Raw genomic sequence first — 16,687 nt, 5'->3', positions numbered from 1 at the left:
TAGTAGGGTATTTTTATGATATCCGCAGGTTTTTTGATAAAATTAGTATGTATGCATACTAACTAGTGCTTTGTTTGTAGGTAATTTGAATTTAGTTTAACAAAACATATTAAGAAAAAGTTAAGACTACGGCTGTAATTGTGCTAAATCTTTATTTTTTTTAACATTTTTTTAATAATATTGAAATTAGTTGTATTTTGGCTATATTAATTAACCAAAAACCAAATTCCTAATGAGAGTGTATTTACTAATTATGCTGTTTTTCTGCGGAATCTCCTTCGCGCAGAATACGGTTACTGGTTCTGTTACTGATGGTAACAAACAGTCTATTCCTGGTGCTAATGTTACAGTAGTTGGAGATCGTAGTGGTATTCCGGCTGACTTTGATGGTACGTTTAAATTGACTACTACTGCTAAATTGCCTTTTACAATTAAGGTTTCTGCAGTTGGATTTGAATCAAAAACGTTTAGTATTATTGTTGTGAATCAAAAAGTAATTGTGGTTTTAGTGGAGGAAGAAACGAAGTTGAACGAAATTGTAGTTTCGGCTTCTAGAACTCCAGAAAGGGTAATTGAGTCTCCTGTAACCATTGAAAGAATGGGTATTGCTGAAATTAAAAGCACTACAGCACCAACTTTTTACGATGGTTTAGAGAATTTGAAAGAAGTACACTTTAATACCAGTAGTATTTCCTTTAAGTCCATAAATACACGTGGTTTTGCTTCGGTTGCCAATACGCGTTTTATGCAGTTGGTGGATGGAATGGATAATTCATCGCCTGCCTTAAACTTTGTGTTGGGGAACTTAATTGGTATTTCAGATATCGACGTAGCCAATGTGGAGTTGTTGCCTGGTGCTTCTTCTGCGCTTTATGGGGCAAATGCTTTTAATGGTATTTTGTTTATGAATAGTAAAAGTCCTTTTACTAACGAAGGGATTAGTGTATATTATAAATACGGCCAAACCAGTCAAAAGGCTGCGGGAACAAATGACTATAATGATTTTGGAATTCGAGCGGCAAAAGCCTTTACAAAGCATTTTGCTATGAAGGCTAATTTTACTTATATGGAAGCTACGGAATGGATTGCAGCTGACAATAGAAGTATGACTGCTGGTGGAATTGGGCATGCAGTGAATCAGAATTACGATGGATTGAATATTTATGGAGACGAGGTGACTACTTTTATTCCCAATGTGGGTCAAGTGAGTAGAACGGGTTATCGTGAGCAAGATTTGGCAGATAATAAAGTGAAGAGTGTGAAGGCTGATTTTTCTGCGCATATTAGGCCTTGGGCAGATGATACTGAAATCATTCTACAATACAAGATTGGTTTAGGGAGTACAATTTATCAAGGAGCTAATAGATATGCTTTGAATGGTTTTATGATGCAGCAAGGTAAAGTTGAAGTGAAAGGAAAGAATTTCTTTGCCAGGTTTTATGCTACAGATGAAGATGCGGGAGACTCCTATGATATGAGATTTGCTGGATGGAATGTCAATAGAGCGGCTAAATCAGATCAAGAATGGTTTACTAATTATGCCACTGCTTATCAATATTCGGGTGCAGTTATGGGGACAAATGCTGGAGAGTCAGCTGCTATCGCAAGAAATTTTGCTGATTACAATGTGCTTCCGGCGGCTATTTCATTTATTCCAAAGCCTACGGGATCTCCTCGATTTGAACCAGGCTCTGCGCAATTTAAAAATGCTTTTAATTCGGTTGTGTCTAATCCGGATTTTACGGAAGGGGCTAAGTTTATTGATCATTCAAAATTGTATCATTCAGATGTGAATTACAATTTTAAAGACATGATCAAATTTGCTGAAATTCAGGTAGGAGGTTCTTGGAGAAAATATATAATGGATTCTCAGGGGACTATTTTTACCGACTTTGATGGTCCAATTAGTTATAGAGAATATGGGGCTTATACACAATTGATGAAAAAATTCATGGATGATAGGTTGAAATTCACAGGATCTTTGCGTTACGATAAAAGCCAAAATTTTAAAGGTAATATATCACCAAGAGTATCTTTTGTGTATTCAGCGGGTGAATCTAGAAGGCATAATTTCAGGGTGTCTTATCAAACAGGTTTTCGTAATCCAACAACCCAAGATCAGTACATAGGTTTGGATTTGGGACCATTTGCTCTAATTGGTTCTGCTGAAGAGAATTTGGATCGTTTTACAGAAACGAAGCCGGTAAGTGCGGCAGGTCAAGCAATACCAGGTGCTAATTTAGGACCTACGGTTGATTTGTCAGGTCGTTCTGCTTATACCAATGCGTATACGATTCCTTCGGTTCAGGCTTTTGCCGCTTCTGGAAATCCGAATGATCTTAAAGTAGCGAATGTTGCCTTGGTGAAACCTGAGGAAGTGAAAGCTTTCGAGTTGGGTTATCGTACGGTGGTTCAGAATGATTTGTCGATAGATATTAATGGATATTATAATATCTATAATGATTTTATGAATAGTTCAAGAGTAATTAGTCCTTATTACGGAAAAGCTGGGACGGATTCTGCAGACCCTCAAGTGCAATTGAGTTATAAAGCATTGGCATTTGGAGATAGAAGGGTTTATCAAGTGTATACCAATACCACAGCTAAAGTGTCTTCGTTAGGTTTTGGAGTAGGTTTGGCTAAAAAGGTTTATAAGGATTTTGAATTGGGGATTAATTATAATTATGCTCAGTTTGAATTTAATCAAGAAGATGATCCAAGTTTTATTGCTGGATTTAATACGCCTAAGCATAGAATTAAAGCTTCTTTAGGTAATGCTAAAGTGGCTAAAAATTTAGGCTTTAATGTTAATGTGAGATATAATACAGCGTATTTATGGCAGTCTTCATTTGGAGATGGAATGATACCAGAAAACACAGTTCTTGATGCTCAGGTAAATTATGCTTTCCCAAAACTGAAATCAGTATTCAAAGTAGGGGCGACAAATCTTTTTGGCTCGGATTATCTTCAAGTTATTGGAGCAGGGGCGATTGGTCAGCAATGGTTTGTTTCTTGGACTATTAATCCATAGCGTATAAAAAAGATATTGAATTTGATCAAGCTGGGAATGCCTTTCTTCTTGTTGAAAAAGAATAGAAGGGAAAGAATAATAATTTTAAACCTAATAACATGATGAAAAATATAAAATGGCTAGTATTGGCTTCTTTAGTCTTGGTAGCATGTAATAATGATGATAGTGATGGGGGGACACCGGCAGAAGTGCCTGTTGTTCCTGGCTCGGCTGTTTTTACAAAATATGTGGCTCTTGGTGATTCTTTCGCAGCGGGTTACAGTAGTAATGCGCTTTTTAAAAAGGGGCAGGAAGGGGCTTATACGAATATTATGGCGCAACAGTTTGTTGCGGCAGGAGGTGGGGCTTTTACCACTCCGTTCATGAGTGATAATCTAGGAGGATTGTTATTAGGAGGGAAGGTTATTGCAGGGACACGTTTGTATTTTGTAGGAGAGACTCAGTCTACGGCAAATGTGGCAGGGATGCCAACAACAGAGGTGACGGCTCATCTTGCTGGACCATTTAATAATTTGGGTGTACCTGGGGCTAAGAGTTTTCATTTACTGGCGGCAGGTTATGGAAATGTAGCCGGTGTCGCTAGTGGTGCGGCAAATCCTTATTTTGCAAGATTCGCAAGTGCGCCTTCGACGAGTATTTTGGCGGATGCTGTAAGTCAAGATCCTACTTTCTTCTCCTTGTTTATTGGAGGAAATGATGTTTTGTCCTATGCGACTTCTGGGGGAATTGGAAAAGATCAAACAGGAAATCCGAATCCGGCGACTTATGGCGGAAATGATATAACAGATCCTACGGTTTTTGCAGGGGTATATACTAATTTAGTTACTACTTTAACGGCAAAAGGAGCAAAAGGAGTTGTAGCGAATTTACCCTATATAACGACTTTACCTTATTTTACAACAGTTCCTTATAATCCGCTTACGGCAAAATCGATAGGAAAAAATAATGAAGCTGTGGGATTGGCTACTATTAAAGCGCTTAATTTGCAGTTATATGGTCCATTAAAAGCGGCCTTGACTGCTTTTAATGCTGGTGACAGAATTAACTTGCTTTCTGAAACAGGAGCAAGTCCTATGTTGATGAAAGACGAGACGCTACCTGATTTGTCTAAGCAGTTGACCGCAGCCTTTGCTTCATTAGGACCTCAGAATGCTGCATTCTATGGTGCTGTTTTTGGGCAAGTGAGACAAACGAAGGCTACTGATTTAGTAGTTTTAGTTACAAGGCTTGATATTGGGGGTGTTCCAACAGATAAAGATTCAGGAATTGGAATGGCACCGCCTTATCCGTTAAATGCATTTGGAATATCCTATCCATTACAAGATAAGCATGTGTTGATTCCAACTGAAGCTGCAGAGGTTAAAAAAGCCACCGATGCTTACAATGTAACCATTGAGGCAGTTGCAAAAGAGAAAGGCTTGGCTTTTGTGGATACAAGAGCAACCATGACGCAATTGTCAAGTGGAGGAATTAGATTCGGAAATTTCACCATGTCATCTTCGTTTGCTGTTGGAGGCGCTTTCTCTTTAGATGGAGTTCATCCTAGTCCAAGAGGGTATGGTTTAATTGCGAATATCTTTATAGATGCTATTAATGCGAAATATGGATCAACACTTCGTCATGTTGATTTAGGTTTGTATCCGATTCAATATCCGGCATCTTTGTAAAAAAATGCTGAGTTTGTAGTAAAAAAGTCGCTCATTTCTAAAATGTAGTGGCTTTTTTAGTTCTTGAAAAAATTGATATTTTGGCCATTTAAGGCCTGTCTTTTAGCATTCAAACAAAATCGTAGTATTTTTTATAAAAAAAATATTGATTTTATATTTTAAAAAATTATCTTTGCGCTCTGAAAAAAGAGGTATTTTCGATAAACCTAAATAGCTATTTAATAAATACATAAGTAATGTCAAAAGTAATAGGAAAAGTTGCTCAAATCATTGGACCAGTAGTTGACGTAGTTTTCAACGGTAAGGATGTTGAACTTCCAAAAATTTATGATTCACTAGAAATCACTAAAAAAGACGGAACATTGTTAGTTCTAGAAGTACAATCTCACATCGGTGAAAACACTGTTCGTACCATTTCTATGGACTCAACAGATGGTTTGAGTCGTGGTTATGAGGTAGTAGGAACTGGAAATCCAATCCAAATGCCAATCGGTCCAGATGTATATGGAAGATTATTCAATGTAATTGGAGATGCAATTGATGGTTTAGGAAACTTGCCAAAAACAGGAGAGAATGGTTTGTCTATCCATAGACAAGCACCAAGATTCGAAGATTTATCAACTTCATCAGAAGTTTTATTCACAGGTATTAAAGTAATCGATTTGATTGAGCCTTATTCAAAAGGAGGAAAAATTGGATTGTTTGGTGGTGCAGGTGTTGGTAAAACGGTATTGATTCAAGAGTTGATCAATAATATCGCAAAAGGTCACGGTGGACTTTCTGTATTCGCAGGAGTAGGAGAAAGAACTCGTGAAGGAAATGACTTACTTCGTGAGATGTTAGAGTCTGGAATTATTAAATATGGTGATGATTTCATGCACTCTATGGAAAATGGAGGATGGGATTTATCTAAAGTAGATATGCCAGGAATGAGAGAGTCTAAAGCTACTTTCGTTTTCGGACAAATGAATGAGCCTCCTGGAGCTCGTGCTCGTGTAGCACTTTCAGGATTATCTATCGCTGAGTATTTCCGTGATGGAGCAGGAACTGATCAAGGTAAAGACGTATTGTTTTTCGTTGATAACATCTTCCGTTTTACACAAGCAGGTTCTGAGGTTTCGGCACTTTTAGGTCGTATGCCATCTGCAGTAGGATACCAACCAACATTAGCAACAGAAATGGGTGCGATGCAGGAACGTATTACTTCTACAAACAAAGGATCTATTACATCTGTACAAGCGGTTTACGTACCTGCGGATGATTTAACTGACCCGGCTCCGGCAACAACTTTTGCTCACTTAGATGCTACAACAGTATTGTCTCGTAAAATTGCTGAGTTAGGTATTTATCCAGCGGTTGATCCATTGGATTCTACTTCTAGAATTTTGACTCCTCAAATTTTGGGTGATGAGCATTATGACTGTGCACAAAGAGTAAAAGAGATTCTTCAAAAATACAAACAATTGCAAGATATTATTGCGATCTTAGGTATGGAAGAATTATCAGAAGAAGATAAATTATCAGTATCAAGAGCACGTCGTGTTCAACGTTTCTTATCTCAACCTTTCCACGTAGCGGAGCAATTTACAGGTATTCCTGGAGTTTTGGTTGACATTAAAGATACTATCAAAGGATTTAACATGATTATCGACGGTGAGTTAGATCATCTTCCTGAAGCAGCTTTCAACTTGAAAGGTTCTATTCAAGATGCTATCGAAGCTGGAGAAAAAATGTTAGCTGAAGCATAAAAATATAAGTTATAAGTTAAAGGTTAGAAGTGAAACGTACTGTTTACAGCTTCTAACCTTTGACTAATGATTCTTAACTCAAAAAATATGATTTTAGAAATAGTATCACCAGAAGCAAAATTATTTTCAGGAGAAGTAACGTCTGTTACCTTGCCTGGGGTTGATGGAAGCTTTCAAATATTGAATCATCACGCTCCTATTGTTTCTGTTCTAGAAAAAGGAACTATAAAAATTGCAGCTGCAAAGTTCAATTTTTCTAAAGAAGTAGCGGGTAAATTCACGAAAGTAAACGACCAAGTTTATACATTGGAAATTGAGTCAGGTACTATCGAAATGAAAGACAATAAAATTATTGTTTTAGCGGACTAAAACAATTTTTAAATAATAAGAAAAAAGCCAAACATTTTGTTTGGCTTTTTTTATTTTTGGAATATGGAAGAACAAGTAACTTACGAAGTTTCGATATTCGAGAAGAAAAGAAGTTGGTATGAATTGGTACTCGCGGCTGTATTTTATAGCGTGTTTATTTATTTGCTTGTTTTACTTGGTTATAGTGCGTTTGTAGTACCTTCTATAGAGCGCTTTTTGAGAGCATTTGCTTTTGTGATTTCAATTGGTTCTTATTGTATTGTTTATGGATTGAAGTTTTCGGCTACTAAAAACCTACTCATAGATGTAGATACTCATCTTATAGTGTCCAGATACATTATAGGGCCGTTTTCATACGATGTTAAATCAAAAGTGACACAGTTTGAATATGTTTCCTTTTTTAAAGATCGATTCGACTATTATGGTACCAATCTATGGTATGTTAAAAACAGGCATTACAAAATGTACGACTTTGAAAATAAAGAAGCGGCCTATCAGTTTGCCTTAGCTATTTCAAATAAATTAAATATTGATCTGCTTGATGCTACGGAAAAGGGGAATTTCGTCTGGATTGAAAAAGAGAATAGGAAAGCATAGCCTTAGTACGTATTGGTCCTATTTTCAAAAGCGAATAGGGAGATCAATACATTTCAATGATATTGTGTGGGGTCGTATTTAAAGCGTGGCTTTTTATGGGGTGTTAGAGGATTCCTGCCTTAACAAATTGGACTTTAAATTCATAACTTTGCTTTCATGAAATTACCCGAAAATCTTATCCAGAAACTTGAAATTCGAAAGCAGAATAATGCTTTAAGACAATTGCCTAGCTTTAATAATCGGGTTGATTTTTCTTCTAATGATTATATTGGTTTTTCTAAATCGGAATCGATTTTTAGACAGACGCATCATTATTTGGTCGAAAACGAAATCATTCACAACGGAGCGACAGGTTCACGATTGATTTCTGGTAATCATACCGCCTATCAAAATACGGAATCTTTTATTGCGGATTTTCACGAGTCTGAAGCGGCTTTAATTTTCAATTCGGGTTACGATGCCAATGTTGGGTTTTTTAGCGCTGTACCGCAGCGAAACGATGTTATTTTGTACGATGAGCTCAGTCATGCTTCCATTAGAGATGGAATTGTAATGTGTAACGCGAAATCCTATCGATTTAATCATAATGATGCGGAAGATTTAGAGCGTCTTATTCAAAAATTTTCTGATAGGACCATTTATATTGTGACTGAAACTGTTTTTTCTATGGATGGAGACAGTCCAAATTTAGAAGAATTGGTACTGCTGTCTGAAAAATACAATTGTTATTTAGTGGTGGATGAAGCGCATGCTTTGGGTGTTTTTGGTGAAAAAGGCGAAGGACTTGCCCAGTACTTGAACTTGCATAATCGAATATTCGCTCGAATTATGACTTTTGGAAAAGGCTTGGGATGTCATGGTGCTGTGGTTTTGGGGAGTACTGATCTTAAAGAATATCTGGTAAACTTTGCTCGAAGTTTTATTTATACCACGGGCTTATCTCCGCATAGCGTGGTGACCATTTTAGTGGCTTACCAACATCTGGATTCTGAAAAACAAACGATACAGAAGTTGCGCGAGAATATCGTACTTTTCAATCAACAGAAAAATTTGCTAGGTTTGAAACCGATGTTTGTGCGAAGTAAATCGGCGATACAATCTGCTATAGTACCGGGCAACGAAAATGTAAAACGAGTAGCACAACAACTACAAGAAAAAGGTTTTGATGTGAAAGCCATACTCTCACCAACTGTTCCTCAGGGGCAAGAACGCCTGCGTTTTTGTATTCACAGTTATAATTCAGAGGAAGCCATTAATGAGGTGTTGGTATTGTTGGGCAATTTTATATTTTAATGATGGATAATGATTATCGATTTTCCGGAAGCTATCAATAGGCGACAGAGGCTCGATTCTTTTGTGGAAAAGGAACCGAAGTATAAGTTGAAATCTTTCTGATCCCACTGTTTTATGGGGTTAATAAAAAAGTTTGAAATTTTTTGTAACGTTTTGAATCTTTGGTTACTTACGAGTCGTAATCAAATAAACCAAAATAATTATGAAACCGATCTCCATTTCAATTTTTCAAAAAAGCTTCAATTTGATATTCATCTTTTTGACTGCTGCAGGGCTAGGCTATTTTCTAGTAAATCAATTTATTTTAAATAAGCCAAATACAGGATTGCTTATTATGATGCTTGCTCTTTTTGTGGCTTCAATTGCTGCATGGCAAAGAAAAAAACACAGTAAATAATTAGCGGGTTTCAATCGTCAATCAAATTCAATCATTTTAAATCAATCAACATCATGAAAAACTTATTTACATTAGTTATTACGGTAATCACAACCATTTTTAGTGGAAGTGCTCAGTCGCAAACAAAATCTCCAAAACTTGAAGATTCTCTTTTGTGGGAGGTCTCAGGAAACGGTCTGGCAAAATCTTCCTATTTGTATGGTACCATTCATATGATTTGCGAGGCAGATTATTTTGTTACTGAAAAAACAAAAAAAGCGTTAGACGCTGCTGATCAATTAGTATTAGAAGTTAATTTGTCAGACGAAAAAGAGTTGGCCAACATGCAGCAACTGGCACTGGGAAAAGAACCTCTTGATAAAAAATTGACTCCTGAGCAATTGTCGACCTTAGATGGGATTTTGAAAAAAAGCACCGGGATGAACATTCAGCAGGTAAATAGTTTGAGTTTAGTTTCTGTAATGAGTTTAATTTTTATGAAGACTTTCGGTTGTGCGGACCTTAAATTTTATGAACTGGAATTTATAAAGCAAGCTAAAAAGCGACCTATGGAAATAGGGGGATTGGAAAGTATAAAATCTCAGTTTGAAATTCTTGAAAATGCGTATACAAATGACGAAATGATTGTGATGTTGGAAGAGGCGGTGAAAGAGGGGGTTAGTCCATTGGTAGGTAATTATAAAAGTGAGAATATTGAGGCTATTTTTAAAAATACAACTGGTGAGAAGTTGATGAATCAAAGAAACAGGATGGCGATGCTGGATACTAGAAATGGTAATTGGGTGAAACAAATGCCGGAGTTGATGAAAAAGCAATCTGTGTTTTTTGCAGTGGGAGCAGCTCATTTGGCTGGTGAAGAAGGGGTTATTAATTTATTGAGAAAAGCAGGATATAAAGTAAAACCAGTAATGAATTAGGATTGTTGTGAAAGAAAAAGAACAGGAATTTTTAAATCGGATTGAAAAGCACAAAGGGATTTTGTATAAAGTTTCTAAGATGTATATGGACAATGCTGATGATCAACAAGATTTGTTTCAGGAGATTGTTTGTCAGCTTTGGAAATCATATGAATCTTTTAGAAATGAAAGTCAATTCTCGACTTGGATGTATCGCGTGGCTGTTAATACCGCTATTGTTTTCTTAAAGAAAGAAAAACGAAAGGTGGATAAATATGAAATTGTCTCTGAGAATATAAAGGAAGAGGAGGGGGATTCTCATATAAAAGAAAGTCAGCTCGATCATTTTTATAAGGCTGTTCAGAAACTGGAAAAAATCGATAAAGCAATTATTTTTTATCAACTCGAAGGGTTTTCGCATAAGGAAATTGGAGATAACCTAGGGATATCAGAAGGGAATGCAAGAGTGAAATTAAATAGAGCAAAAGAAAAATTAAAAGAAATAATTAAAAAGCAGGGATATGGATTTTAACGATATACAAAACGCTTGGAACAATGAAAAGACGGACAATGTAGCGCTTCCAAGTAATTTAGAAAAAATACAAACGGCCAATACACCGTTGGATAAGATTAAGAAAAATCTTAAAAATGAATTCATTTATCAAATCGTATCGATAATTTTTGTTGGATTCGCACCTTTTATCTATCATTTTGAGGCGAAAATGGTGACCCCTTTTTATTTGCTTTTTAGCATATTTGTGGCAGTTTGTATTTATTATTTAGTCAAATTGTATTTGTTTTATAAGAGGCTCAATGCGATTACGTTGAAAACAAAAGACAGTTTGTATGAGACCTATTTTGATGTGCGATTGAATATGGAGTTGTATAAGACTTTTGGGTTTGCTTTAACGCCTTTTGTTATTTTGTTCTTACTGGGGTATTTGTATACAAAGTTTTCGATGAAGCCTAATTTTCAAATAGTTGACTTTACGGATTCGCAATTATTTAGTTTGTTCACTGTAATTATTTGTTCTATTTTATTTATGGGAGTTGCCTTAGAATGGTGGGTATATCATTTTTATGGAAAATATGCCAAAGAAATCAAGAAAGTTATTGACGAGCTAAGAGAAGAATAATGAAACAACAAACCCATCCTAGCGATGGGTTTTGTTTTTATTGGTATTTTTGCCTGACGAGTCTCTTATCGAAGACGATTGTCCAAAAAGATAGGTAGCAATAGAGCATGTGAAAAATCCGTGACGCGCTCTTAGATTAGTTTTAAGCACGGTTAATCAATTATGAAAATATTTATAACTGGAATTTCAACGGATGTGGGCAAAACCATCACTTCGGCAATCGTTGTGGAAGCTTTAGAGGCAGATTATTGGAAGCCTATTCAAGCGGGTGATTTGGATCATTCTGATAGTCATAAAATACGATCGAAAGTATCCAATACGAAAACGCATATCTTCGAGAATAGCTACCAATTTCAAACGCCAGCAAGTCCACATTTAGCGGCAGAAATAGATGGGATTACCATTGATTTAAAACAGATTTTGGAGCCACAGACTAGCAATCATCTGGTGATCGAAGGAGCAGGAGGGATTTTTGTTCCACTAAATGAAAAAGATTTAATTGTCGATTTAATTAAGCCCGATTATAAAGTGATTGTGGTCTCTAGACATTATTTAGGAAGTATCAATCATACACTGCTAACGATAGAATCGATTCAAAATCGGGGCTTTGAAGTGGCTGGGATTGTTTTTAGTGGAGATGAAAATAAAGCAACGGAAAGTCTTATTCTCAATAAAACAGGTATTAGTTGTATTGGAAGAATTGATCAAGAGCCTTATTTTGATCAAAATGTAATTCGGGAATATGCCGATTTGTTTAGAGATAAGCTATTGGCTTTAGCAACATCAAAAAAATAGTATCATTAATCTGAAATGTAATTTCCATGACCTTAACTGAAAAAGACGCTCAATACCTTTGGCATCCCTATACACAACACAAAACATCGCAAACACCAATCGCCATTGCTAGGGGTGAAGGGGCTTTGCTTTGGGATGAAAATGGGAAAGAATATATAGACGCCATTGCTTCATGGTGGGTCAACCCTTTTGGGCATAGTAATCGCTTTATTGCGGATGCCATTTATAAGCAGTTGACCACATTAGAGCATGTTTTGTTTGGTGGTTTTACGCATGAACCTGCTATAAAAGTAGCAGAGAAATTAATAGCAATTTTGCCTAAAAACCAACAGAAAATTTTCTTTTCGGATAATGGTTCCACGGCGGTTGAAGTTGCTATAAAAGTGGCTTTACAGTATTTTTTCAACAAAGAGGAAAAGCGAACCACTATAGTCGCTTTTGAAAATGCTTTTCACGGGGATACTTTTGCGGCCATGGCAGCCAGCGGTATTTCCTTTTATACGCAAGCTTTTCAAGGGATGTTTATTGATGTGGTAAGGATTCCTGTACCGGTAAAAGGTCACGAGCAAGAAAGTTTTAATGCTTTGAAAGAAGTGATATTGAATCATCATTGTGCCGGTTTTATATTTGAGCCCTTGGTACAAGGAGCTGCTGGAATGGTCATGTACGAGCCAGAGGCTTTGGAGCAATTGATGCAAATTTGTAAAGAAAATGGCGTTTTGACCATAGCTGATGAAGTTATGACAGGTTTCGGTAAAACAGGAAAAACTTTCGCAATGGATTATGTATCAGCTGAGCCCGACATGATTTGTTTGTCGAAAGCTTTGACAGGTGGTACTATTCCCATGGCGATCACTACTTTTACTCAGACTATTTTTGATGCTTTTTATGATGACGATATTAATAAAGCCTTATTTCATGGGCATACTTTTACCGCTAATCCAACAGGTTGCGCGGCAGCTTTAGCCAGTATCGATTTATTGCAGACACAGGAAATGCAAGACAATATTCAGCGAATCAATAGTGGTCATCTGGCTTTTCAAAAGAAAATAGAAACGCATCCAAAAGTGGTTACGACAAGAGTCTTGGGGGTTATTTTTGCGGTTGAAATTAAGTCAGACTCGGCGGAAAGTTATTATGGGTCAATGCGAACGAAGCTTTATAATTTCTTTATTGAAAATGGTGTGGTTTTACGTCCTGTGGGTAATATAGTGTATATTTTGCCGCCTTACATTATGAGTGACCAGCAGCTTCAAAAAGTATATGCTACTATTGAGGAAGCCATTGAAATGGTGTGATTGGTGATCTAAGAGTGGTAGTACTGGAATGGTTGATTTACTACTCTTCTCCTTTTTCTAAAGAGCCTACTTTTTCGTAAACTAAATTGCTTTCATAGCCTCTGCGTAACATATAGTCACAGAATTTTTTTCTCTTTTTTAAGACATTTTTTTCTTGAAGACTTTCCCAGGCTCTGTCTGCAAGTTGTTCAAAGGTAGCTTCGTATTCTTCTGCTGTAATTTCTTTTAGGGCAAGAGTAATATTGGTTGAAGAAATTTGTTTGGCTTTGAGTTCATTGGTGATTCTGATTTTTCCCCAATGTTTGATTCTGTGTTTACCTCTAGCAAAACTGCAGGCAAAACGAGTTTCATTTAAAAAACCACCTTCAATTAGCTGAACAACAACAGCATCTATCTCGTCTGTTGTCATTTTTAGACTGTAAAGTTTGGAAATTACTTCAGCGTGACAACGTTCTTGATACGCACAAAAGTGTTCTAGTTTTTGTAAAGCTTCTTTTGGTGTACAAGTTGTATTCATTAGGTTCTTTTTCTTTTTGAGAATTAAGCTCAAAAATAGTTATTAAGGAGCGAATACTTGAATTTTTGTGAAGAAAAAGAGAAACCGAGTGCTATAGTGTTGTGAGGGGCATTCTCACTTAAAGGCATTTTCTAATTTTTGATGGGTGTTGTAAATGGCTTTTTCGTTTTTGTAATCAATCCATTTTTGACCTTTAAATTTGCGCATCATAATGTCAAAGTTCCGCATGATAAAAACATTGTATACCGCTTTTGATAAATGGGTGATGTTTTGAGGAAAGGCGCGTAGACTCATGGAGAATCCAGGGGTTAGATATTTCATATAGTGCCAGTAGCCTTCTGGCATGTATAACATTTCTCCATGTTTTAGATTGGTGATGTAACCTTGTGCATTTTTAAGAGCAGGCCATTTTTCATAGTCGGGATTGTCAAAATCGATATCTTCTCTTGAGATTAAGGAATGGGGCACTTTGTACATGTATTTTGACTGATCAGGAGCGAAAATCATGCATTGTTTTTCACCATGAAAATGGAAATGCAAAATATTGGAGTAATCGATATCATAATGCATGAATACTTTTGAATTTTCTCCACCAAAAAATAGCATGGGCATTTGTTTGACTAATTTTAAGCCAATTTCAGGCCATAGGAAGTCGTTTTTTAATGAAGGGATGTCTTTCATTAAATTGTAGAGAAAAATGCGGTAATTGGTAGGTTTTGACTCTAGAAGATCGATATAATCGCTCATTTTCATTTGAGTGTGGGCTTCATTGAAGCCATCTTCATGGTGTACGGGTCTATTATCGTATAAAGGAACGATAGTATCGCCAGCGATGTCTCTAATGTAGGATAATTTCCATTTATGATAAGCGGGCCAATCTTCGGTTAGCTCTTCAATGACAACTGGAATTTGATTTTTTACATATTGGGAAATAAAATCAGATTTTGAGATTTTTTTTACCCTTTGGATTTGTGTTAACTTCATCTCTTTAAATAAAAAATTGCTTCTGACACTAAGTCAAAAGCAATTTAGAAATATTTATCGAGATTTATGAGATCTTTTTCTTAATTTTTTACTTTGCCAGAAGCCTCACGGCTTCTGTTGAAGGTAGGTTTAAGACGCAACCATTTGGAGCTTGTCTTATCAAAAAAGCACTAAAAAATAGGTGAAATAAGTGCAGTAATGTTAGAGCGCTTAAAGTGTAGTTATCGGTTAAAAATTAATCGGCTATATATTTGTTATTCCAATACAGCATCATCATTAAGGTGACAATTACCGAAGAAGCAATTCCTTCAAATAATAAACAAATGCAATAGGTCGGTACCGAAGGGTTACCTCCAAACATAAAGGTGCGTGATAATGTTTGTACATAGGCATCTCCACCTCTTGCGTAACTATAAACGAGTAATCCAAAGACACTCATCGCGACACCTACCACTGAAGTGGTCATGGCGGACACAGCATTGGAAACAAAATTAGTTTCTCCTTCCTTCAAGTTCATTTTCATTGTTTTATTGACACCATAAAAGATGAAAAATACATTAAAGACACGTAAGTAGAACAAATGAGCTAAACCTAGTACGTTCATCAATAAAAAATAAATGCCTATTCCGAGGAATATCAAAAAACCATTGGTTATTTCTTTTGGTAGTTTCATGGTGGTCATTTTTAAAGAAGTTAATAGTAAATATTTGAGAAACAGAGTTCTATATCAAATTTACTAAAAAAATAAATGCGACGTTTTAAAAAGAGGAAAAAGTATTTCTTTGAGAATTCAGGCCGAGAGTGCTGATCAATGAAGCCGTTTCACAGCCTTAGTTCGATATAAGATGCGGTGGAGCTTGATCTGGTTATGGTATCCAAATCGTATTGTTTTAAGATACGAAAGTTTTGTTGCTCTTGTGATAGGGGAAGTGAGAGCTTGTCTATGGAATTTAAATGCTTTTTTAAGACTGACTTAAAAAAGCGAAAGCCTCTTTCTTGTCTTGATGTAATTGAGCTGTAAGCAAATCAACGGAGCCAAATTTTTGTTCCTCACGAAGGAATTGCAATAAGGAAACTTGAATTTTTTGGCCATAAATGTCAGTGTCAAAATCAAAAAGATTGACTTCAATGGTTTGCTGTTGTCCGTTTACAGTTGGGTTAAACCCAATGTTCATCATTCCGAAAACCTCTTTTTGACCAATTAGGGCTTTCACTACGTAAACGCCATTTCTAGGGATTAATTTGTAGTCTTCTTCAATTTTGATATTCGCTGTTGGGAAACCGATGGTTCTGCCTAATTGTTTTCCTTTTACAACTTCACCACTTAAAAAGTAAGGGTAGCCTAGATAATCGTTGGCTAAAGCCATATTTCCTTCATTTAAGGCTTTCCTAATCTTGGTGGAACTTACCGATACGTCTTGAATTTCTTGTGCTGAAATTTGTTCAACCTCAAAGCCATACTCTTGACCAAAAGCGATCAAATCATCAATATTGGCGGTTCTGTTTCTTCCAAAGCGATGGTCGTGACCAATAATTATTTTCTGAATATGAAATTGATCTACTAAAATAGTGCGAACGAATTCTTCGGCGGTTAATCTGGAGAAGCTTTCGTTAAATGGATGAATAACAAGGTTTTCAATTCCAGTTGCTTCCAGTAGTTTTGATTTTTCGGCAATAGTATTTAAAAGTTTTATTTCTGATTTTTCTTGCAAAACCATTCGGGGATGCGGGAAAAAAGTCAATACCAAACTTTCGTATTTTCCGTCCTGTGTGTTTTGAGTAATTCGTTCTAGAATTTTCTTATGACCAATATGTACGCCGTCAAAGGTGCCAAGAGTTAAAATGGTTTTCTTGGTAGACTGGAAATCGTTTATAGAATGAAAGAGCTTCAAAACAAATAATTTAAGATGTTGCAAATTTATACTATCTATTTTAAATTTTGTACTACGTTATATTGAT

15 protein-coding genes are annotated in these 16,687 nt (G+C 36.2%); 11 read left to right on the top strand and 4 right to left on the bottom strand.

Annotation, left to right across the window (positions count from 1 at the left end; translation table 11 throughout):
* Window positions 1-232 precede the first annotated feature (232 nt).
* The 11 genes from AC51AA_RS12595 to bioA all read left to right on the top strand — a co-directional run bounded on the left by AC51AA_RS12595 (window position 233) and on the right by bioA (window position 13,227).
* A complete protein-coding gene (locus tag AC51AA_RS12595; protein WP_500702585.1) occupies window positions 233-3,031 on the top strand; it encodes a TonB-dependent receptor in 2,799 nt (932 codons plus the stop codon).
* Between the two features lie 98 nt (window positions 3,032-3,129).
* Window positions 3,130-4,698 carry a G-D-S-L family lipolytic protein gene (locus AC51AA_RS12590; protein WP_500702584.1) on the top strand — a complete coding sequence of 523 codons (1,569 nt, stop codon included), beginning with the start codon at window positions 3,130-3,132 and terminating at the stop codon, window positions 4,696-4,698.
* Window positions 4,699-4,934: 236 nt separating this feature from the next.
* A complete protein-coding gene (gene atpD, locus AC51AA_RS12585) occupies window positions 4,935-6,446 on the top strand; it encodes a F0F1 ATP synthase subunit beta (protein WP_195738179.1) in 1,512 nt (503 codons plus the stop codon).
* An 87-nt stretch (window positions 6,447-6,533) separates the two neighbouring features.
* Window positions 6,534-6,815, top strand: coding sequence for a FoF1 ATP synthase subunit delta/epsilon (locus AC51AA_RS12580; protein ID WP_500702583.1), 282 nt, complete (start codon window positions 6,534-6,536; stop codon window positions 6,813-6,815).
* 63 nt (window positions 6,816-6,878) lie between these two features.
* Window positions 6,879-7,412: a hypothetical protein gene (locus AC51AA_RS12575; protein ID WP_500702582.1), complete on the top strand. Its 534-nt coding sequence runs from the start codon at window positions 6,879-6,881 to the stop codon at window positions 7,410-7,412.
* Window positions 7,413-7,568: 156 nt separating this feature from the next.
* Complete coding sequence (locus AC51AA_RS12570) at window positions 7,569-8,705, top strand: aminotransferase class I/II-fold pyridoxal phosphate-dependent enzyme (protein ID WP_500702581.1); 1,137 nt, start codon at window positions 7,569-7,571, stop codon at window positions 8,703-8,705.
* 450 nt (window positions 8,706-9,155) lie between these two features.
* Window positions 9,156-10,019 carry a TraB/GumN family protein gene (locus AC51AA_RS12565; RefSeq protein ID WP_500702580.1) on the top strand — a complete coding sequence of 288 codons (864 nt, stop codon included), beginning with the start codon at window positions 9,156-9,158 and terminating at the stop codon, window positions 10,017-10,019.
* Window positions 10,020-10,026: 7 nt separating this feature from the next.
* Window positions 10,027-10,530, top strand: a complete 504-nt coding sequence (locus tag AC51AA_RS12560) for an RNA polymerase sigma factor (protein ID WP_500702579.1) — start codon at window positions 10,027-10,029, stop codon at window positions 10,528-10,530.
* Complete coding sequence (locus AC51AA_RS12555; RefSeq protein WP_500702578.1) at window positions 10,520-11,134, top strand: hypothetical protein; 615 nt, start codon at window positions 10,520-10,522, stop codon at window positions 11,132-11,134. The genes AC51AA_RS12560 and AC51AA_RS12555 overlap by 11 nt, the downstream gene beginning before the upstream one ends.
* Before the next feature lie 162 nt (window positions 11,135-11,296).
* Window positions 11,297-11,929 carry a dethiobiotin synthase gene (bioD, locus tag AC51AA_RS12550; protein WP_500702577.1) on the top strand — a complete coding sequence of 211 codons (633 nt, stop codon included), beginning with the start codon at window positions 11,297-11,299 and terminating at the stop codon, window positions 11,927-11,929.
* 26 nt (window positions 11,930-11,955) lie between these two features.
* Entirely contained in the window at window positions 11,956-13,227 is a 1,272-nt protein-coding gene (gene bioA / locus AC51AA_RS12545; RefSeq protein WP_500702576.1) for an adenosylmethionine--8-amino-7-oxononanoate transaminase, read from the top strand.
* A gap of 40 nt (window positions 13,228-13,267) precedes the next feature.
* On the opposite strand, the gene AC51AA_RS12540 is transcribed toward bioA, so the two are convergent.
* The 4 genes from AC51AA_RS12540 to AC51AA_RS12525 all read right to left on the bottom strand — a co-directional run bounded on the left by AC51AA_RS12540 (window position 13,268) and on the right by AC51AA_RS12525 (window position 16,620).
* Window positions 13,268-13,744: a regulatory protein RecX gene (locus AC51AA_RS12540; RefSeq protein WP_500702575.1), complete on the bottom strand. Its 477-nt coding sequence runs from the start codon at window positions 13,742-13,744 to the stop codon at window positions 13,268-13,270.
* A 114-nt stretch (window positions 13,745-13,858) separates the two neighbouring features.
* The gene (locus tag AC51AA_RS12535; RefSeq protein ID WP_500702574.1) at window positions 13,859-14,728 is read right to left on the bottom strand and encodes a cupin-like domain-containing protein; all 870 of its coding nucleotides are present in this window, start codon (window positions 14,726-14,728) and stop codon (window positions 13,859-13,861) included.
* A 235-nt stretch (window positions 14,729-14,963) separates the two neighbouring features.
* A complete protein-coding gene (locus tag AC51AA_RS12530; RefSeq protein WP_500702573.1) occupies window positions 14,964-15,401 on the bottom strand; it encodes a hypothetical protein in 438 nt (145 codons plus the stop codon).
* A 289-nt stretch (window positions 15,402-15,690) separates the two neighbouring features.
* The gene (locus AC51AA_RS12525) at window positions 15,691-16,620 is read right to left on the bottom strand and encodes a bifunctional riboflavin kinase/FAD synthetase (protein WP_500702572.1); all 930 of its coding nucleotides are present in this window, start codon (window positions 16,618-16,620) and stop codon (window positions 15,691-15,693) included.
* Between the last annotated feature and the right edge of the window lie 67 nt (window positions 16,621-16,687).

The sequence above is a fragment of the Flavobacterium sp. OHVDL-2026-0007 genome, from assembly GCF_059882335.1.
The sequence above is the reverse complement of the archived record's forward strand: the minus strand, read 5'-3'. Positions and strand labels throughout refer to the sequence as shown.

Bases quoted from the DNA above. Each gene is read 5' to 3' on its own strand.
- AC51AA_RS12595 (WP_500702585.1), top strand. From the start codon at position 233: ATGAGAGTGTATTTACTAATTATGCTGTTTTTCTGCGGAATCTCCTTC.
- AC51AA_RS12590 (WP_500702584.1), top strand. From the start codon at position 3,130: ATGATGAAAAATATAAAATGGCTAGTATTGGCTTCTTTAGTCTTGGTA.
- atpD (WP_195738179.1), top strand. From the start codon at position 4,935: ATGTCAAAAGTAATAGGAAAAGTTGCTCAAATCATTGGACCAGTAGTT.
- AC51AA_RS12580 (WP_500702583.1), top strand. From the start codon at position 6,534: ATGATTTTAGAAATAGTATCACCAGAAGCAAAATTATTTTCAGGAGAA.
- AC51AA_RS12575 (WP_500702582.1), top strand. From the start codon at position 6,879: ATGGAAGAACAAGTAACTTACGAAGTTTCGATATTCGAGAAGAAAAGA.
- AC51AA_RS12570 (WP_500702581.1), top strand. From the start codon at position 7,569: ATGAAATTACCCGAAAATCTTATCCAGAAACTTGAAATTCGAAAGCAG.
- AC51AA_RS12565 (WP_500702580.1), top strand. From the start codon at position 9,156: ATGAAAAACTTATTTACATTAGTTATTACGGTAATCACAACCATTTTT.
- AC51AA_RS12555 (WP_500702578.1), top strand. From the start codon at position 10,520: ATGGATTTTAACGATATACAAAACGCTTGGAACAATGAAAAGACGGAC.
- bioD (WP_500702577.1), top strand. From the start codon at position 11,297: ATGAAAATATTTATAACTGGAATTTCAACGGATGTGGGCAAAACCATC.
- bioA (WP_500702576.1), top strand. From the start codon at position 11,956: ATGACCTTAACTGAAAAAGACGCTCAATACCTTTGGCATCCCTATACA.
- AC51AA_RS12540 (WP_500702575.1), bottom strand. From the start codon at position 13,744: ATGAATACAACTTGTACACCAAAAGAAGCTTTACAAAAACTAGAACAC.
- AC51AA_RS12535 (WP_500702574.1), bottom strand. From the start codon at position 14,728: ATGAAGTTAACACAAATCCAAAGGGTAAAAAAAATCTCAAAATCTGAT.
- AC51AA_RS12530 (WP_500702573.1), bottom strand. From the start codon at position 15,401: ATGAAACTACCAAAAGAAATAACCAATGGTTTTTTGATATTCCTCGGA.